This window comes from Frankia sp. CcMO1 (assembly GCF_977945845.1).
In genome coordinates, this window is the sequence record NZ_CDWTMG010000006.1 from 23,979 (window position 1) to 41,573 (window position 17,595).

General features: G+C 69.2%; 16 protein-coding genes, 1 tRNA gene and 1 pseudogene. 13 read left to right on the forward strand and 5 right to left on the reverse strand.

Features of this window, described 5'->3' with window-relative positions; all coding sequences use genetic code 11:
- The first annotated feature begins 913 nt into the window (after positions 1 to 913).
- The 7 genes from AC08OU_RS01950 (at position 914) to AC08OU_RS01980 (ending at position 9,130) form a co-directional block, all read left to right on the forward strand.
- Positions 914 to 2,488 carry a nucleoside 2-deoxyribosyltransferase gene (locus AC08OU_RS01950; protein ID WP_476604176.1) on the forward strand — a complete coding sequence of 525 codons (1,575 nt, stop codon included), beginning with the start codon at positions 914 to 916 and terminating at the stop codon, positions 2,486 to 2,488.
- A 61-nt stretch (positions 2,489 to 2,549) separates the two neighbouring features.
- The gene (locus tag AC08OU_RS01955) at positions 2,550 to 3,407 is read left to right on the forward strand and encodes a hypothetical protein (RefSeq protein WP_476604177.1); all 858 of its coding nucleotides are present in this window, start codon (positions 2,550 to 2,552) and stop codon (positions 3,405 to 3,407) included.
- 22 nt (positions 3,408 to 3,429) lie between these two features.
- The gene (locus tag AC08OU_RS01960) at positions 3,430 to 4,800 is read left to right on the forward strand and encodes a DUF6271 family protein (RefSeq protein ID WP_476604178.1); all 1,371 of its coding nucleotides are present in this window, start codon (positions 3,430 to 3,432) and stop codon (positions 4,798 to 4,800) included.
- Entirely contained in the window at positions 4,790 to 5,806 is a 1,017-nt protein-coding gene (locus AC08OU_RS01965) for a GNAT family N-acetyltransferase (RefSeq protein ID WP_476604179.1), read from the forward strand. Before AC08OU_RS01960 ends, AC08OU_RS01965 begins: the two co-directional genes overlap by 11 nt.
- Positions 5,803 to 6,834, forward strand: coding sequence for a DegT/DnrJ/EryC1/StrS family aminotransferase (locus tag AC08OU_RS01970; protein WP_476604180.1), 1,032 nt, complete (start codon positions 5,803 to 5,805; stop codon positions 6,832 to 6,834). Before AC08OU_RS01965 ends, AC08OU_RS01970 begins: the two co-directional genes overlap by 4 nt.
- On the forward strand, positions 6,831 to 8,015 hold the full coding sequence (locus AC08OU_RS01975; protein WP_476604181.1) for a DegT/DnrJ/EryC1/StrS family aminotransferase: 1,185 nt from the start codon (positions 6,831 to 6,833) through the stop codon (positions 8,013 to 8,015). The genes AC08OU_RS01970 and AC08OU_RS01975 overlap by 4 nt, the downstream gene beginning before the upstream one ends.
- A gap of 62 nt (positions 8,016 to 8,077) precedes the next feature.
- Positions 8,078 to 9,130 carry a histidine phosphatase family protein gene (locus tag AC08OU_RS01980; RefSeq protein WP_476604205.1) on the forward strand — a complete coding sequence of 351 codons (1,053 nt, stop codon included), beginning with the start codon at positions 8,078 to 8,080 and terminating at the stop codon, positions 9,128 to 9,130.
- On the opposite strand, the pseudogene aspS reads toward AC08OU_RS01980, so the two are convergent.
- A pseudogene (gene aspS, locus AC08OU_RS01985) lies at positions 9,017 to 10,123 on the reverse strand (aspartate--tRNA(Asn) ligase); the annotation flags it as partial. The gene AC08OU_RS01980 and the pseudogene aspS sit on opposite strands and share 114 nt — an antisense overlap.
- Positions 10,124 to 10,749: 626 nt before the next feature.
- Between aspS and AC08OU_RS01990 the strand changes: the two are divergent.
- Both AC08OU_RS01990 and AC08OU_RS01995 read left to right on the forward strand, forming a co-directional pair.
- Positions 10,750 to 11,529: a class I SAM-dependent methyltransferase gene (locus AC08OU_RS01990; RefSeq protein WP_476604182.1), complete on the forward strand. Its 780-nt coding sequence runs from the start codon at positions 10,750 to 10,752 to the stop codon at positions 11,527 to 11,529.
- Between the two features lie 96 nt (positions 11,530 to 11,625).
- Positions 11,626 to 11,997, forward strand: coding sequence for a nuclear transport factor 2 family protein (locus AC08OU_RS01995; protein ID WP_476604183.1), 372 nt, complete (start codon positions 11,626 to 11,628; stop codon positions 11,995 to 11,997).
- A gap of 168 nt (positions 11,998 to 12,165) precedes the next feature.
- On the opposite strand, the gene AC08OU_RS02000 is transcribed toward AC08OU_RS01995, so the two are convergent.
- The 3 genes from AC08OU_RS02000 to AC08OU_RS02010 all read right to left on the reverse strand — a co-directional run bounded on the left by AC08OU_RS02000 (position 12,166) and on the right by AC08OU_RS02010 (position 14,659).
- Complete coding sequence (locus AC08OU_RS02000) at positions 12,166 to 12,627, reverse strand: PPC domain-containing DNA-binding protein (RefSeq protein ID WP_476604184.1); 462 nt, start codon at positions 12,625 to 12,627, stop codon at positions 12,166 to 12,168.
- Between the two features lie 395 nt (positions 12,628 to 13,022).
- Positions 13,023 to 13,107 (reverse strand) — tRNA-Ser (locus AC08OU_RS02005).
- Between the two features lie 55 nt (positions 13,108 to 13,162).
- Positions 13,163 to 14,659: a tyrosine-type recombinase/integrase gene (locus tag AC08OU_RS02010; RefSeq protein WP_476604185.1), complete on the reverse strand. Its 1,497-nt coding sequence runs from the start codon at positions 14,657 to 14,659 to the stop codon at positions 13,163 to 13,165.
- 441 nt (positions 14,660 to 15,100) lie between these two features.
- Between AC08OU_RS02010 and AC08OU_RS02015 the strand changes: the two genes are divergently transcribed.
- Positions 15,101 to 15,379, forward strand: coding sequence for a hypothetical protein (locus AC08OU_RS02015; protein WP_476604186.1), 279 nt, complete (start codon positions 15,101 to 15,103; stop codon positions 15,377 to 15,379).
- A 2-nt stretch (positions 15,380 to 15,381) separates the two neighbouring features.
- Positions 15,382 to 15,663, forward strand: coding sequence for a hypothetical protein (locus AC08OU_RS02020; protein WP_476604187.1), 282 nt, complete (start codon positions 15,382 to 15,384; stop codon positions 15,661 to 15,663).
- Here AC08OU_RS02020 and AC08OU_RS02025 read toward each other — a convergent pair.
- Positions 15,641 to 15,793: a hypothetical protein gene (locus AC08OU_RS02025; RefSeq protein ID WP_476604188.1), complete on the reverse strand. Its 153-nt coding sequence runs from the start codon at positions 15,791 to 15,793 to the stop codon at positions 15,641 to 15,643. The two genes, AC08OU_RS02020 and AC08OU_RS02025, sit on opposite strands and share 23 nt — an antisense overlap.
- Positions 15,794 to 16,415: 622 nt before the next feature.
- Between AC08OU_RS02025 and AC08OU_RS02030 the strand changes: the two genes are divergently transcribed.
- Both AC08OU_RS02030 and AC08OU_RS02035 read left to right on the forward strand, forming a co-directional pair.
- Positions 16,416 to 16,835, forward strand: a complete 420-nt coding sequence (locus AC08OU_RS02030) for a hypothetical protein (RefSeq protein ID WP_476604189.1) — start codon at positions 16,416 to 16,418, stop codon at positions 16,833 to 16,835.
- Between the two features lie 47 nt (positions 16,836 to 16,882).
- Positions 16,883 to 17,269: an ATP-binding protein gene (locus AC08OU_RS02035; RefSeq protein WP_476604190.1), complete on the forward strand. Its 387-nt coding sequence runs from the start codon at positions 16,883 to 16,885 to the stop codon at positions 17,267 to 17,269.
- Positions 17,270 to 17,595 lie beyond the last annotated feature (326 nt).

Here is a 17,595-nt window from a genome sequence, read left to right on the forward strand (position 1 = left end):
CCTTCAGCGGGAACCGGTGCGAGCGGTCGACGCGCTACGGCCCCGCCAGGACTCGCCCGATCCGCATCGATGCACGGCAAGGAGACGTTGATGCACCCGTCATTCGGGCTCGCACTGGGATACCTGCTGCTACCCGATGGCGCCGATGCCGAGGCCTTGACCAATGAGGCCGCCGAGACATTCGCCGGGCATGCCCGTCGTCGAGGCTACGTGGTGGCCGGCATGTTCACGGACACCATGGGGCGGACCGACCACGGCCTCTACGCACTGCTCGGAGCCCTACGGGTGGGTCGAGCCAGCGCGGTCGTGGTGGCATGCCTGGACCACCTGACCCATCATCCGTGCCTCGCCAGCGCCGATGAGCGCACCATCACCCGCTACCTGCGCGCCCGCGTCCTCCCTCTGGACGCCGATGATCCGAGCCCCCGGGCACGTCACCGAGCTGCCCACCGGACCCAGCCGCCACCTCTCGCCACGACGCAGCCACCCGCGCGTAGCCCCCCCCCTGACCCCGCAGCCACCTCGCGACCGCGGCCCACACGCTCTCCCCCAGCCAGCGAACGACCCTCCGCCCCAGGCGGGCAACACCGCCGTCTCCACGAGAGTCTCGCGGATCGGTCGCCCCAGAGTCAGCGCCAGCGCAAAGCACGCAAAACGAACGGGCCCGCGTACGATCTTGTCGGGCATCAGACCTACGCAGGAGTGTTGGATGGCAGCAAGTAAGGCGATCTCGAAAGAAGCTGGCGAGGCACCGACAGGGACGAGCTCATCCGGTATCGGTCCTGACAATGACGCTGCTTCGCGGGCGGAGATCACGTCCCCCGCGGACAGTCTTGGCGACGCAGGCCTCCGGCGCCCCAGGGTTCTGGTCGTTGCGGGGGAGTTCGGCTGGGGAAGCGCCGGGAAACTCCAGATGGTCCTCGAACAACTCCCCGACATCGACGTCCTCGTCCTGGGCTCCATCCTGGGAGGAAACCTTCTCGGAGGGCGGCCGAGGCAGGCCCGGGACGTTCCTTCGACCGTGGCCGAGACGCGGCGGCTTGTCGAGGCGCATGACGTCGCAGCCGCCTTGGTCGTGGGCGAGCCCGTCGCGGCGCAGCGACTTGTCGAGGCTGGCTGCCCCACGGTGTTCCTCGACAGCCTGCCGTTCCTGTGGACGGAGAACGATCCGGTGGCCACTTGCGCCGACACCTACTGCGCGCAGCGCAGCGTCCCCGAGCCTGCGTGGGACATCCTGCACCGTGCCCGCCGGCTCGTCTGGGTGGAGAGCGTCGTCCCCACCATTTCGGGCAGCTCTGCAGCCAACGGCGCTTCGACGCAGCGTCACGGGGTAGTGATCAACATGGGTGGCCTCCACAGTCCCTTCTCGGGCGACAGCGGCCACCACTACCTTCGCGCCGTCCTCCCGCCGGTCCTGCGCGCGGCAGACAAGCATGGCCTCGACGTCAAAGCGGTATGCGGGAACCTCTCGGACGACGACATCGACTGGGTGCGCGGCGAAGTGCCCCGCCTCGCACACGTCGGACCCGCGCGACCCGACCGGTTCGACGCCTTGGTCCGCACAGCAGAACTGCTGATCACTTCGCCCGGGAGCACCACGCTCCTGCAGGCCAACCAGGCGTCGACCCCGGTCATCACCCTGCCACCGCAGAACCTGAGCCAGGTGATCAACGCTGAATGGTTCAACCGCGACCGCCCGGACAGCGCGGTCGGCTGGCCCGAGACCCTCGCGGACCCGGAAGCCTTCGACGCCCTGCGAGAGAAGGGCGAGGAGGCGGCCATGGTGTTCCTGTACGAGGCCATCGCGTCGGCCGCGAACGACACCGTGCTGCAGGAAGCAATGGAGCAGCAGGTCGGCGATCTTCTCGAAGAGTTGGACAGCATTCCGCACTCCAGAGCCCACGTCGACCGCCTCGGCCACCAGGGCGCCCAACAGGTCGCCAGCGAAGTCCTGCGACTTGTGAACAGAGGCCCGGACCGCGTTCTGCGCGAGCGGAGTCCCCAACTGCGCATCTACGTCGGCGGGCCCTTCCAAGCACGTCTGGTTGACGGTGAACTGAAGGTGGACGACGAGTATCGCGCGCTGTACGAGGACCTCATCGACTGCTTCGAGGACCGCGGTTGGCGCGTGTTCAACGCCCACCGCAGGGAGGCGTGGGGCGCTCAGATGCTGCCGGCCCGCACCCTGACGTCGATGGACTTCCAGGATGTCAGCTGCTGCGACGTCTTTGTGGCCACTCCCGGTGCCGACCCGATGTCGCCGGGAACTCACATCGAGATTGGTTGGGCGTCCGCACTGGGGAAGAGGATCTTCCTGCTGACCGAGCATGGCCGCGACTACGCTGCGCTCGTCACCGGCCTGCCCGCCGTGTCGGACGTGACGTTCGTCCCGTTCACGATGGGCGGCCCAGTCGGGACGGAAGTCAGCGACTTGATCGAGCAGGCCGCCAGCCGCCCCGGCGGCCAGTGCTCAGAGGACGCCGACTGACGTGATTACGGTCGAGTGGGCGGACCGATTGCCAGCGGCGCTGGCCGACGATATGACGCACATGGTCGAGACGAGCCGCTGCGCCTACCCGCACAGCCGGATCCTGGTTGCGGCACGTCGTCGGGGCGTCGCGGGGGTGTGGGTCGTGCCCACTGACCACGATGGCGAAGGATGGCATGCTCGCCGCGCCGACCGGGCATTGCCCTACACGGCCCCGGTCCTGCTGGAGAGCCATCCGCAGCGCCGCCGTGACGTCATGGTGCAGATGCTGCGCCTGCTCCAGGGGACCTTCACCTCTCTGGAACTGCCGATGACCCCAGGGTTCCGCGACGCCACGTGTTGCCGTCAACTCGGGATAGCCGCCGAGTGGCGCCACACCCACATCCTGGACCTACGAGGCCCCTGGCGGGAGGGCTACTCCCCGACGATCAAGCAGCATCTCCGGGCCGCTGGCGCCTCGGCCACCTGCCGCAGAGAGGAGGTCGACGCCTTCCACTTCGACCGGGCCCTCGTCGCGCAACCAGAGAGTCAGCGCCGTTCGCGCCGGGAATTCGCCGCCCGAGCCGCCGCCACTGGAGCCGTCACCTGCCTGGCCGCCGTCGCGGACCACGACGTCGTCGGGCAGGCCCTGACCCTGCGCGCGGCGGACACCAGCATCCTGCTGCACGCCTGGTTCGAGCGCTGCGGCCCAAGAGGAATACCCACCCTCTTGATCGACGCCGCCGCCGACAGCGGGCACCGCGACGGCCGGCGCCGACTCGACCTGGAGGGCAGCGTCTTGCCCGGCGTGGACTACTTCATGAGCGGCTTCGGCGGTGAGACAGTGCCCTATCCGTACCTGTACTGGCATCGCGATCCGCCCCGGCACACCGCCCTGATCATGGGCGGGATCGCCGCCGGAACGGAGCCGAACCAGTGAAGACAATCACAGGAAAGAAGCCATGACGAGGATCCTGTACATCCCCACGAACCGACCATGTCTACCGGCCATCGGAAATGGCATGACCGAGTGCTCCCTAATGGCCGAAGCGACAGGCGAAGAGTACGTCTTCGTCCTCGTGGAGCACGTCGACTCGCCGCACGTCCCCGACCATGCGGCCGTCCTTGCCAAGGAAGCCGCCGTCAGCGGGATCCCGGCCCTGCACCTGACCGTGGATGCCTGGGAGAGGATCCTCGAACGGATCCTTCACAACGCCGGCTTCGACGACGGCGACCGTGACAAGGCCCGTGAGCTCCTCACCCGGCAGGGGGTCACTTACGCGTCCGGGCCGAATAAGGCCTTCCTGACCGCCGCAGCACTGGGCGTGGACACGCTGCACCGGCGCGACTCCGACCACCTGCCCGACGCCGAGGAGGGCACCGCTCGGTTCCCCGGAACCATGGAGGTGCAGGCGATCGGACGTCGGGTCCGCGACGTGGCACCGCTGCGGTCCGCTGGCTCCCTGGCACCGCAGGAACTCGACCAGGAGATCCTTTTCGTCGGCTCCGGGATGTTCGGCGACCCCGCGCACGACCGGCGTGAACTCATCGCCGCAGGCGAGGAGTTCGGGGTGCGGATCCTCGGCCTATCGAGCCCGTGGCTCTCGCATGAGAAGCGGCTTCGCGACGTGCGCGGCTACTTCACCAGCGAGGCTTCTGTCCGCTATGAGGAGGACTTCTTCCAGGTCGATGACAGCGGACGCACCGAATTGGGTGTCTCTTGTCTGCGCCGCGTCTTCCTGGATCTGCCCGAGATGCCCATCCCGGACACCCTGGGCTGCGACTACTTCCAGAAGAACCTGCTCTACCAGCTGTCCCGGCCGGTGATGTTCCAGTCCCGCAAGATGCGCCACGACCACGACAGCGAACGTCGGCAGAGCACGATGGCCCAGTTCGTGGACTACTCCCTGCGCGACCTGCGGTACATCGTGCTCTGGCCGATCTGGTCACGGCACAACGAGAACCTGCGCAACGCCCCACCCACCTTCGTCCGCGCCGACGGCTCCCTGGACACCGCCTGGTACGCCGGGTCCTTCCGGCAGGCCCTCGCCGAGAAGAGTCTCGAAGCCAAGGGGACCGCCCGAGGCTTCGCCCAGGTGTTCCGGGACGCTTCGCGCCAGGGCACCGGCGACTCCGCGACTCGGCTGAGCGCCGTCGCCGACGCCGCCGACGAACTGGGCGACAGGGTGGTCGACCAGGTCGCCACTGGCATCGAGGAGTTCTGCTGGCTGATCGAACGCTGGCATGCCCTCGTCGAAGCGGCCCGTTCGGTTGACGACACCGTGGCCTCACTCCTCGTGCGACCCGACCCCTCCGGTGCTCATGGGCATTGACGCACCCACGACGACCTCCCGGGTCCTCCCGCTGTCTGAGATCCCCTCATGGCTCGAGACATGGTGGGCCGGGGAGTCCTCGCCCGGCCCCGTTCAGCAGTTGCCCGGCTACGCCCGAGCCGTCGCGCGTGCCCACCCGGACCGCCGCGTCGACATCGCCGTCCACGCCGGGCTGCTCAGCGTCTTCCTGATCGACTCGGACCGGGCGACCTGCCTGTTCGCGGGCATCCCTGCCCTGGGCGGCCCGGCGGACGAGAGAGTCCGCGAACTGGCGGACCTCGTGCGGGAACAGGCCCGCGTCCCTCTGGTCTACTTCCCGCACGTCACCTGCCCGGCCCCCGGTGGCCTGCCGTCCTGGCAGCGTCTGGATGGACCGCTCGTCCGTTGGTCGGACCGCGGCCGGACTCTGGAGGAGCGCGTGCGCACCCGGTACGGCTCACGAGCCGCCCGGCAGTGGAAGAGATTCGAAGCGAGCGGACTACACATCGCGCCCGCGACCGGCGACGAGGCCGTCGACGCCCTGGCCACCGTGGAACGCCGGTCTTGGAAGGCCTTCTGCGGGCAGTCGATGCACCATCGGGACAACCAGTTCGACCTATACGCCAACCTGCTGCGCCACAGCCTGAGCAGCCTCGACGTGGTCTGGAACGCCACCAGGCCCATCGCCTACCGCCTCGACGCGCACTTCGGCAGGACCGTGATGTGCCTGAAGTGGTCCTACGACGAGGAGTACCGGCGATGTTCTCCGGGGTTCTACCTCCTGACCAAGCGGCTGGTGCAGCGATGGGGCGACACCGATCTGGACAGCATTGACCTCTTCGGTAGCCCGGACCGTCTGAAGGATCTGATCAGCACCGACAGGGTCGCCCGGTTCGATCTCGCCTGGCCACCCGGCCCCGCTGTGGACGCTCTCAGGGCCGAACGCACCGGGTTCGACCGCCAGGTTCGCGAGAACCATCAGGCCGGCCGCGGCGTCCGCCATCTCTACCAGACGCGGGCATCATGAACGTGGACGAGGCACAGGACAGTCAGTCTCAGGCCCTGCTCCGGTTGGGGGCTCAGTACGGGCGTACGTACGGCGTCCTGACAGCCAGCGGCGCGAGTGCTCTTGAAGCCGCCCTGCGCCACCTGGGCGTGACGGCGGGAACAGAGGTGATCCTTCCGGACACCGGCTGCTACAAGATCGGCGCGGCGGTCCTGCGCGAGGGCGCCGTACCGGTCTTCACAGCCGTAGGACCCGGTCTGGTCCTCAGCGCGGACGCGGTGGCCGCCGCCGTGACCTCCAGGACCCGCTGCGTCGTCGCCGTGCACCAGTACGGGCTGCCCTGCCCCGTGACCGATCTGCGGACCGCGCTGCCCGACGGCGTCAGGATCGTCGAGGACGCCGCGCAGTCCTGGGACACCCTCGCCGAGGGCCGGCCCGTGGGCAGGGACGGCGATGTGGTCGTGGCATCGTTCGGGCGGACCAAGCCGGTGCCGTTGGGGGCCGGGGGCGCGGTTCTCGGTGACGAACCGGGGCTAGCGGATCTGATGGCCTCCGACAGCCCCTCTCACCGGAACCTGGCCGTCCCCGGTACCACTGCTCCGTTTCCGCTGCCACTGGCAGGGGACCTGCTACCTCTGCTGGCAAGTGCCGGTGCCCTGACCCGCAGCCGCCGTGAATTCGTCACAGCTCTCGCGCCGCTCTTCCGCGACGGCCGGTACACCCTGCCCTTCCTGCGCCGAGGCGACCTGCCCTCTTGGCACCGCGTGCCCGTCCGGTGCGCCACCGAACTCCACCGGGACCACCTGCTGGCTGCAGCCGGACACGCCAGCCTGCGCGCCCAGCCAGAACACCCGGTCCGTCTGCCGGACCTGCCCATGTTCCGCGACCGTTGCCGGACTGTGAACCGGCCAGGACCCGCCGGCGCGGACGACCGGGCACAAGGCCCGCTGGTGGTGCTTCAACCCGACGGGGACCTCGCCCAGGCCCGACAACTCGGCGCCGCGCTGTTGCGCGGCTGCCACCTGACGGACAGGAATCTGAACTCGTGACGACCTATCCGATCAATCCGAACGTCTTCGGCGCACTCGGTGTCGATGGACGTCCACGGCTGGCCGCACTGAGGGTGTTGGCCGACCAGGAGCTCTTCCGATACCGCAGCGACGCGCGGCCGTCATGGAACGACCGCCTGGAGCAGGCCCTGGCCGACTGGTCGCGCTGTCCGGCCGCCGTCACGGTCAACAGCGGAACCACAGGTCTGCGGGTCGCCCTCAAAGCAGCTGGCGTGAGTCCAGGCGACCACGTGCTCGTCTCGGCGTACACCTTCGTGGCCACGGCGATGGCCGTCGCCGCCCTCGGTGCTATCCCTGAACCGTTGGACACCGACGACGTCCTGGGCGTCGATCTCGACGACCTCACGGCCCGGCTCCACTCAAAGATCCGGGCAGTGGTGGTGGTCCACGTCCAAGGCCACCTCGTCGACGTGAGCCCCGTCAAGGCTCTGCTCAAGCCGCAGGGGATCGCCGTCGTCGAAGACGCTTGTCAGGCCTTCGGCGCGTCGTCGTTCGGACGGCCCGCAGGAAGCATGGGAGACCTGGGGGTCTTCAGCTTCCACCAGGCCAAGCAGATCGCCGCCGGGGAAGGCGGAGCCATCGTCTCTCAGGACCGCGACCTGACGGCCGCATGCGCACGACACGTCGACATGGGCGCCTCACGCGACGCAGCGGGATGGCCGAACTGGGACGACGACACGGCGACTCTGGGCGAGAACTGCCGCCTGAGCGAACTGCAGGCCGCCGTGCTGTGCGCCCAACTCGAGGAACTCCCCGGGGCACTGACGCGCCAGCGCACGATCCGCCGACGGATCGTCGACGTCCTGGGGCACCACGGCGTGCCGGTCGCCAACAGTGCCGACCCCGACGGCGACAGCGCCTCGCACCTGCTCGTGCCCGCCCGCACCCCCGAGCACGCCCGCGCGATCATCAAGCACGCCCGCGAACACGACGTATTGGCCCGGCTCGTCTGGGACCGCCCCTACTACCGCCACAGCGCCTTCCACCGGGCCGGGCTGACCCCCGAACAACTCGCAGTGGCCCCCGCCACCCGAGCCGAGGCCCTCGCCCCCAGGCTCCTGAGCCTGCCGATGCCCGCGTCGCTACCCGCCGAGGCCGCAGAACACGTCGCCGACGTGATCGCCGCCGCCTGGCACGTTGAGTGGAAGGAACAGCAGTGACTCCCCCGCAACGCGGCCAGGTCATCATCCTCAGAGGACTCCCCGGAGTGGGCAAGTCCACCGTGGCGGACGCGCTACGGGACAGGCTCCGCCCGGCCGTACGGGTCAACGAGGACACCATCCGCTACCTCGCCCTGCCGCGGGACCTGACCGACGAAAGCGTCGGACGGGCCCAGAACGCCTGCGCCGAACTTGCCCGGGTCTACGCCGCATCCGGCGCCACGGCGATCATCGACGGCGTTCTGGCCGACCGGACGTCGGTGGAGGCGATCGTCGGGCGCCTCAACTCTTCCGGCCTGGCTTGCCGGGCTTTCACCCTGTGGGCCCCCCTGGAGGATCTGCTGCGGCGCAACGCCGCCCGCGACCCGCTGGTGCGCCTGCCCGACGAACGCATCCGCCTGCTCTTCACCGACTACGACCACGAGGTCGGCGAGCGAATCAACACCGGTGGCCTCGTCGCCGAGGAGACAGCGGACAACATCCACCAGCTTCTGGCCGCTGGACCACGGCCGAGCCCGCGCCCCACCGGACTGATTCTATTCCTGCGCCATGGCGCAGCGGACGTCGCCGCGAGCCACTACCCCGACCACGCCAGCCTCGGCCTGTCCTCGCAGGGACGTACACAGGTCCTGGCCATCCGCGACGCCATCACCCGCCTGGCTCCCACTGCCGTGATCAGTTCACCGCTGCCCCGCGCCCTGGAGACGGCCCACTTGCTCGACGAGAAGCTCGGACTCGGCGTCACCACCGACCCACGCCTCGTGGAAAGGACGTTCCCCCGCTACTACGGGCGCCGCTACTCCGAGATCGCCCAGGAGGTCGGTCCCGACGAGGCGCAGCGGCTGCTGACGGACTCGGACGGGATCACCATAGACGGCACGGAGAGCCTCGAAGAGGCGCGGGACCGTGTGCTGGCCGCGAGCCGGGACTGGCGCGAACGCACCGAAGACCGCCTGCTGGTGGTCTCCCACGGCGGACCCCACGGCTGGCTGCTCTGCGACCTGCTCGAAGCTGCGGGTCCGCTCGGGCCGTTCGGGGTCGGGGTGGGTGTAGAAGGGTCGTTTGACGGTCGGGTACCCGGTGACGAACAAGAATGCGCTGCCGTGCTTGCGTAGGGCCCACTCGGACAGCCAGCGTTCGTCGCCCGGGGCGAGGTCGGGTTCGCCGCGGGGGTCGGTGTCGGTGTTCGCGGCGATCAGTTCCTGCGCCTGACCGAAGTCGAGCTCGGGGATGCGGTCCGGCACGGCGGGCAGGCTGATCCCCAGGCGGGCGACGGCGTCCGCAGCGCGCTGCTGGACGGCGTTCATCATGCCGGCCAGGGCTCCGGTCAGGACGTCCATGACGTCGTGGTGGTCGGTGATGAACCCGAGTTCGACGTCCAGGCTGGTGTACTCGGCCAGGTGGCGGGCGGTGTCGTGGGGTTCGGCCCGGAACACCGGCCCGACCTCGTAGACCCGTTCGAACACCCCGACCATCGTCTGCTTGTAGAACTGCGGGGACTGGGCCAGGAACGCCCGCTGGCCGAAGTAGTCGATGCCGAACACGTTCGCCCCGGACTCGGTCGCCGACCGGACGATCTTCGGGGTATGGATCTCGGTGAACCCGACGCCGTCGAGATGGGCCCGGAATCCCGCGACGGCAGCCGCACTCAGCTCGAACGGAGCCCGCAGCAGCGGGTGACGCAGCGCGGCCCCGGCGTTGTCCAGGATCACCGGCAACCCGGCGACCACGGTCGGCCGGTACAGGTCGAACGGCGGCGGGATCGCCGGACCGGACAACGCAGTCAGGGTCGCGTCGGTGATCTCGGCCCCGCCGGGGGCCTGCTCGTTGGCGACCGCCACGCCGTCGACCTGGACGACGGTCTCCTCCGGCACGGTGTCCAGGGCCTGCGCGGCTGGCCCGGTGAGCACGACCTGGGCCAGGCCGGTGCGGTCACGCACGACGAGGAAGGACACGGACTTCAGCTGTCGACGTCGGTGCACCCAACCGGCGATCGTGACCGGGCCGCCGACGTGGAGGGGGAGGTCAGCTGCGAGCACCCGAGAGGCGGGCCGCTGCTGGTGACCGGATGGGACGGTGGGCGCCACAGAGGGCGCGTGCTGCTTCATCGGGGAGGGGAACCCTTCGCTGGTCCCCGGGCCTGGTCTCCTGCCAGGTCGTCACCCCGGGGAACGTGGTCCCTTGGGGCGCGGGCGAGAGGGGACTCGCGGTGCCACCGCACCTTCGCCCCCAGCAGGACCGGTCAGCGAGTGCGCCGGGCCGTCGAGGGCCTCTTTCGTCGTGCAAAGGCTCGGGAGTGTCTTCCTCCAGGACGCGAGGCCACCATCACAGCAACGGTGGCTCTCTCGGCTCGCGCAGCCCTGGGCTACTTGGTTCCGTCATCGCCTGGGCTCAGGCTAACCCGGCCAGCTACGCCGCGGAAACGCCATTGCTGATCCCCGGCGGGCAGATCCGGGCGACAGCGAAGCCCGTGACCGCCGTCCAAGGTCGTCGATCCCGGTCTCGGGATCGCCTGGACACCGCGACCTGCCCACCGACGAACGAAGCGTCCGGGAGAGTGATCGAACGCAGCGGCGGCGTCCTGGACAGCGCCGACCAGCGGGTCCTGCGCTACTGGATGCCCGCCTGTTGACGGCAGCAGGCCCCAGAGGGGTGGCGGCCGCTACCCATCGGCCACCGCCCGCCCGCGCAATCCTGTGGCGGCGTAGCCACGCGCCGTCCGAAACTGGCGATCATGGACATTGGTGCGGTCGAGGCCGGAGACGAGGACGCCCGCCTGGGACTGGCCCGCAACCGGGTGGAATGGCAACGCACCTGCGACCTGCTCACCCGCTGGCTACCCCCGGCGCCCGCGCGGGTCCTCGACGTCGGCGGCGCCTCGGGCCGTTACGCCGCCTGGCTGCAGCAGGCTGGCTACCAGGTGCAGGTGGTCGACCCGGTGCCCGGGCACGTCCGGCAGGCCAGGGCCCGTGGACTGGCCGCGCAGCTCGGTGATGCCCGAGCGCTGCCGTTTCCGGACCACAGCGCCGACGCGGTCCTCGTGCTCGGCCCGCTTTACCACCTGCCCGCCGCCCCCGACCGTGCCCAAGCCCTCACCGAGGCCGTCCGGGTCGCCGCCGCAGGCGGCGTCGTGATCGCCGCCGCCATGTCACGGTGGGCCAAGCCCGCCGAACGAGCGGCCCTCGGCCAGCTGACCGACCCCGGCATCGACCGGCATCTGATCACGGTGCTGCGGCACGGCCACGACGATGTAGGAGATGCCTTCGACCGCGTCTCCTACAACCACGACCCCGCCGAACTTCACCGCGAACTCGCGGCCGCCGGGCTCGACGCGGTCGAGGTCCTCGGCGTGGAAGGACCGCTCGGATCCTTCGCCCGGCACAACCCCGACCTGGGCGACGTCGCCCTGGCCGCCGCACTGCTCGCCGAGCAAGCCGCCCCGCACCTGTCCCTGCACCTGCTCGCCCGCGGCCACCCGCAGCCAGCCACCCGAACCCCGTCAAACCCAGGATGACCACCAGGCCTGCCCGCGGTCGATGACCCGCCCCCGCCGAAGGGCAACACCATGCAGCACGACACGAGTCAGCCCCCAACCGCATCCGGACAGCAGATGGCGGAACCCGACGCAGACCTCACCGAGGTACTTCGCCGCGAGATCCTCCTCCTGCAACCGCACATCCGGACCGACGCGCGGGCTGTGCTCGCCCTCCTGCATCCCGACTTCGTCGAGTTCGGCGCCTTCGGCGGCGTCTGGGACATCACCACGGTCACGGCCGGCCTCAACCCCGCGCGGATCGACGCCACGCAGTCGCACGCGGCCCGGCTGGCGTCCGAAGTCGCCCTGGTCACCTACCTCTCCCACCACCCGCCACGGCCGGACTGCCGACGGTCCTCGCTGTGGATCCGTCACGACGACCGAGGCTGGCTCCTGCGCTTCCACCAGGGCACCCCAACGTCGGTGACTCCGGGCACCAGCCGGTAGCGCCGACGACGTCGATCGTCCACTCCACAGCCAAAGGGCGAGCACGACGTCAATCCCCTCGGCGGGAGCCGGTGACAAACCACAGGAGTCCACCCGGCGGCGCACTTCGCAGCACCCGGCGGGAAGTCATCCGCACCCGGTCACCACCGACGCCCGCTCACACGTTGATCAAGACCGGAAGCCGAGCAGCGGCACGTCGTACAGGTCCGGACTCCTGCGGCGCAGCAGGGCGGGTTCGGTGACCTCGACGACGACCATCTCGACCAGGAACTGGACCTTGGCGCCGAGTAGGTGGCTGGTGTGACCGACAGCGGAGTGTTCCTTGAGCCCGCAGGCGACGTGCAGGTGAGGCATCAAGGTGCCGCTCTCCGGGTCACGCGCCAGCGTCCCTCCCCCGACGGCTTCGACGTTGCTCAACTGAACGGCGTCCCAGACCGGGGCTGCCGGGTCGCCGACCCGCCTGCAGGTGCCGACCAAGTCGACCGACTCGAAGCCAGCAATGAACATCGGCAGGTACGCGCTGGAGACCCGCTCCGCATCACAGAAGGCCTCCAGCGTGGGGAAGAAGTCGTCCCCATGCTCGAACACGACCACGAAGGTTCGCCCGGCCTGTACCTGACGCGCCTGCATGCACCCAACTGTCCCAGACGAGCACCGTCCCCTCGGCGCCCGACCAGCAAACCCGAAGCCCCGTGCGACGCACGCCTCGACGGGCGCGACCGGCCTCGCCGTGAGCGAGACAGCTCACGGTGGCAGCCACATAGACCACACGGCGGCGCCAGGCCGCCCGCGCCACCCCAGCTGCGCTACGCACAGTCACAGCATCCATCGGGGCTTAGTGCTTTTGTCATGGTTCGCCCGCTTCCGCGCCGCACCACCCGGCAGCACGTTCATGTGACATGCAACACATTGGTGCCCGCCAGAATCCGGCCAAGTCCGGCGAAGTCTGCTGACATTCTGCTGACAAACGATCTAGAGGCTCACTCTCGATCTTGAGAGCGAGCCTCTGACCTGCGGTTTTGTTGTGGAGCTGAGGGGATTCGAACCCCTGACCCCCTCCATGCCATGGAGGTTGAACGCACAATCGGCGTCGCCGCAACGTGCACCTCCCACCCTCCGGGGGCCGACCCTCAGCCTCCGACGGCCCATGCATCGATCAACGTTGTCAAGCGCTGTCGCGGCGTGATTCTACGAATGCCTTGAACTCCTTGAACATCTCGCGCATGTCGTCCGCCTCGATGGGGTTCCGCTTCCGCTTCTTGGCCTTTTTCTTGACGGCCTTCTTCGTGGTCTTCTTGGCGTCGGCTGCCGCCTTACTCTCGCCACGCTGGCCACGGATCACGTCTAGAGCCGCCAGCGCGGCGGCATTCGCGGTCGGCAGGGTGTGCAAGTACCGCTCGGTGGTGGTGATGCTGCCGTGGCCGAGTCGTTCCTTCACGACCTGAAGGTCGGCGCCGCCGGCCAGGAGCCATGACGCATGGGCGTGCCGCAGGCCGTGCGGGGTGACGTGGAACCCGAGGGCGGCGACCTTGAGGGCCTTCTGCCACACGTTCCTGCGGAACCAGTCGTTAGGAATGTGCCCGTCGGTGATGACTGTTCGACGCCGGCGCGGACTGTCCTTGCCGGCGCTGCGACGCTGGGCGCGGTAGTGGGCGACGGCGTCGCGGCAGTATTGACACCGGCAGCCCGCAGCCTGGTAGGCGGTCATGGTCCCGTGCTGGTACTGGCGTCCCTTGTCGTTCGGCTCCGTCAGTCCCAGCTTCTCTGGATCGGGCAACGTCGCCGGGCGCTTGCGCCGAACCGGTTCGGTGGGCTCGGGGAACGGGAACAGCAGGTCACCGGCCCCCAATCCGTGGTCAGCAACGTACGCCTTAAGCTTCTCGATCAGATGATCGGCGAGCTGGAGCTGCCGCCACTCGCTGTCCTTCGTGTCCTTGACCAAGAAGCGTTCGTCTTCAGGCCGGTCCTTGGATTTGAGATGCACGACCGCTCGCGACACGGTCAGGGTTCCGGTGTCGAAGTCGATGTCTCCCGGCCTCAACTCAGTCAGCTCACCCCAGCGCAGGCCGGACTCGATGTCGGTCTCCACGAGCAGGCACATCACATCGTCCGCGAGCGCCGCGTAGATCGTGTCGAACTGCTGGGCCGTGATGATGCGCCGGGTCTTCTTGACCACCGCAGGCGTCTTGACTCCTCGGCTGGCATGGATCACGGCGGCTTGGTCGTCAAACGCAGTGCTCAGCGCAGCGTCCACGATGACCTTGCACTGCTTGATGGTGGGCGGCCTCGCCTCGTGGACCTCCTGAAGCCTGGTCACCCACTCACGGATGTGGTTCGGCATGATCGCCCGTACCGGGAGTCCACCCAGCTCGGGAAGGATGTACCGATCAAGCAGGTACCGGTAGTTCTCGCGGGTCTTCGCCTCGATCACGTGGTTGGGGAACCAGTCCTCCTCCACGTAGTCCCGGAACCGCTTCTTTCCCCGCTTCGGGTCTCCGATTTTCCCGAAGTCGATGGCCATCTCGGCGCGGCGCCACTCGTCGTCGGCTTCATCCTCGGTGGCGAACGTCCCCGCAGACCGACGCCGGCCATGGATGTCGGTGTAGTAGGCGGTGTACCGGGATCGCCCGTCCTTGCCGATCCGTCTGCGCGACTGTCCCACCACAAACCTCCAAGATCATTTGACCCTCAGCTGACCCTGGGACGCCGCGAACCGAGACGTACCCTGGCGGCATGCGCCGATCCAGAAAGGTGCCCCTGACCAGGGATTATACTGAGATCTAGGCGTGGGTGATAGGTATCAGATGGACCAACGAGCCGTCTTCGGGACGAAGAGGCCGCAGGTTCAAATCCTGTCACCCCGACCCAGTTTTCCCAGGTCAGAGGCGGGTTCCCGGCTTCGGAAACTCGCCTCTAGATCGTTTACGCGCCTCTCGGGAGAAATCTGGGAGACGATCTTTGCGATTGGGCTCCGCGCGACCACACCGCCATCGACCTCTACCTGGCTGAAGCCCGCGACCTCGAGCGCGCCCACTACCTCGGCGGCGAGCTTGTCCAAGAACTAGAACGAGTTCGATTGTCCGTCGCAGGGGGTGAAGAGCCCGTGAGCGCGGCGCCCCGCGGTGGTCGGGTGGCGCGGCGTCCGGCGCGGGTGGCGTTGCGGGTGAACCGGTTGGCTGTTCGCGGCTTGTCGCCGGCTGCGCGTGCGCTGTACGGCGAGGAACTGCTGGACGAGGTGTACGACCTGGCCGATCAGCACGCTACGCGCCGGGCTCAGGTCGCGTGCGCGGTGCGGCAGTTGGCCCGGGTCCGGCAACTGCGGGTCGCCGACCGTGCCGCCTCGTCGGCCCGGACCACGACGAGTTCAGCGGCGGGGGAGTGACGATGCGCCTCGCGGCGAGCGTGACCGGCGCCGGCGGCGCGCTCACGGCCCGGGCGGCCGCGGGATGGCTCGGCGCCGTCGTCCCGATCGCCGCCCTCGCCGTGCTCGCCGGCGTCGTGTGCTGGGTGGTGAACGACCACGGCCGTGCCCAACGCCTCGCCCTGATCATCCGGACGTGGCGGGCCCTGCCGGGTGGTACCTCCCCTGGCGCGCCGTTCGCGACGGCGCGCCAGGCCGTCTCTCAGGTGAGCCCTCGGACCGTCAGTAAGAGTCCAAGACGATGACGGGCGTCTGGGCCTGCGGGGTCCCGCTGCCCTGGATGCCCTGGACGGCCGCCACGGCGACGCCCGCCGCGGCGAGCATCAGGGCCACCACGAGCCGGAAGGTGCCGGCGGACACGGCGTTGGAACGCATCTCATCTCCTTCGTTCGGCTTCACGACGCCCCAGACGTTTACCGGAGCCGCTGGACACCGCCCGTCGCGTATGACCGCGTTGATGACCATGCTGGCCAGCACGCTACCCGGGACCGGCAAAACGGGCAGTCGCGAAGATCAACAATCTTCTCATTTTTCCCGTCGAGCGCCAAGAGTGTGGTTTTGTCCGCGCTGCCCCGGCTTTGCAGGGGCAGGGGCGAGGTGCTCCTGAATGAGATTGCCGCCCATCTGGATCGGGGCCTCGTGACCAGCCTCGGGGCAAGGGTCCGGGGTCCCCTCACTAGATCGCGTATGGCACGCGACGCAGTGCTGTCCACGAATTGGCCACAACAGGTGGGTCAGCAACGCCTCGCGGGTCGTGGTCACTGCCTCTTCGATCCGTTCGCCGAGCCGGAGGTCGGCCTCCGCGGCGACACGGCCAGGCCCAGGACCCCGCCGCCGTCGTCCCAGCGCGGGACGAGGAGGGCGAAGGCGGCGACCGCGGCGACGAGCAGGACGACGACGGAGCGGACCCTGTCGCGGAGCGCTGCGACCGGCCGCGCGGAGCAGGAGCCGATGGCTCCACCACGCCAGCGCGCAGACGACGGCGACGAGTGCGGCGGTGAGAGGCACCGACGTCGAGGTCGAACCCGCCCGCGGGCCGGTCCTCCGTCACCCGAACGGTCAGCACGCCGGTGTCCAGCTCGTACAGCTGCCATTCGACCCGCACGGCCCGGTCCCGGACATACGGGACTTCCAGGCCGACGACCTCGCCCCAGCGCATGCCGGTGTAGCCCATTGGGACGACTGCCACGAACTCGTCGTCGCCGCCGGCCAGCAGCGCCGCGCGTTCGGCCAGCAGCAGGATGCCGAGCGCCGAGGTGCCCGGCTTCTCCGGTCCCCTGCTGCGGCCCGGCCGGAGCGCCGTCCGCGACCGCGGCGGCGTGCCGCGGGATTGGAGTCCCGCAAGCCGTCCTCGACGGCGTCGGCCATCATTAGGTGCAGGGTGCCGCGCCAGGTCTTTACGCTGGATGCGGCGTAGCCGGCAGTGAGCTCCCGCGCCTCCCATGCGTTGACGTCCGACGCGCGATGTCCGCGACCGGGGTGTCCTCGAACGGCCAAAGCCAACCCGACCAGCCCGCCGGGTCAGCGGCGACGCCGAGGTCCGGCTCCGTTGCGGGACCGGCGTCCCCTGCCGGCCGGGCCGGATGGCCCGACCCGTTCGCGTCGCCACCGCCGACCGGAGACCTGGCGCTTCTGCCCGCCAGTCATCCGAGGCGGCGCGTCCTGGAGATCGCCGCCGTCGGTGGGCACCAACTGCTCCTGCAAGGACCACCCACCGCGGCAACGACGTTCCTGGCCACGTGTCTGCACGGCTGCTGCCGCCCGACGCACCGCTGCCGCGTCGCTAGTCGGTGCCTCCGGCCTGTCCGGGTGTGCCAGAGTGACGTTTTGGTGATCATTTGCAGTAAATGATCACCAAAACGTCACATCGTGGCCGGCTGCGAGCGAGCCGCGGCGCGAGCGAGCACGGCGGACCCGCGCGCCCGGTGACCGGGGCCGCAAATCAAGTCGCCGTCTCCATCGGGGACGCCGACGCCATCCTCGTCCACGTGGTCCGGCGGTTCCACTACGAGGTCGCCGAGATCGGCGACGGCGGCGTCATCGGCTTCCGCAAGGCGGACGGCCTGAACGGCACCAGCTCAACCACGCCTCCGGCTCGGCGGTCGACATCCTGCCCGGGCACTACCCTCCGGGCGTCAAGGGCCGGTTCTACCCGCACCAGCTCGCCGTCGTCCGCG

Coding starts and splice junctions, on each gene's coding strand:
- AC08OU_RS01950 (WP_476604176.1), top strand. CDS start 914: ATGGTCCTCGAACAACTCCCCGACATCGACGTCCTCGTCCTGGGCTCC.
- AC08OU_RS01955 (WP_476604177.1), top strand. CDS start 2,550: ATGGTCGAGACGAGCCGCTGCGCCTACCCGCACAGCCGGATCCTGGTT.
- AC08OU_RS01960 (WP_476604178.1), top strand. CDS start 3,430: ATGACGAGGATCCTGTACATCCCCACGAACCGACCATGTCTACCGGCC.
- AC08OU_RS01965 (WP_476604179.1), top strand. CDS start 4,790: ATGGGCATTGACGCACCCACGACGACCTCCCGGGTCCTCCCGCTGTCT.
- AC08OU_RS01970 (WP_476604180.1), top strand. CDS start 5,803: ATGAACGTGGACGAGGCACAGGACAGTCAGTCTCAGGCCCTGCTCCGG.
- AC08OU_RS01990 (WP_476604182.1), top strand. CDS start 10,750: ATGGACATTGGTGCGGTCGAGGCCGGAGACGAGGACGCCCGCCTGGGA.
- AC08OU_RS01995 (WP_476604183.1), top strand. CDS start 11,626: ATGGCGGAACCCGACGCAGACCTCACCGAGGTACTTCGCCGCGAGATC.
- AC08OU_RS02000 (WP_476604184.1), bottom strand. CDS start 12,627: ATGCAGGCGCGTCAGGTACAGGCCGGGCGAACCTTCGTGGTCGTGTTC.
- AC08OU_RS02020 (WP_476604187.1), top strand. CDS start 15,382: ATGCGCCTCGCGGCGAGCGTGACCGGCGCCGGCGGCGCGCTCACGGCC.
- AC08OU_RS02025 (WP_476604188.1), bottom strand. CDS start 15,793: ATGCGTTCCAACGCCGTGTCCGCCGGCACCTTCCGGCTCGTGGTGGCC.
- AC08OU_RS02035 (WP_476604190.1), top strand. CDS start 16,883: ATGTCCGCGACCGGGGTGTCCTCGAACGGCCAAAGCCAACCCGACCAG.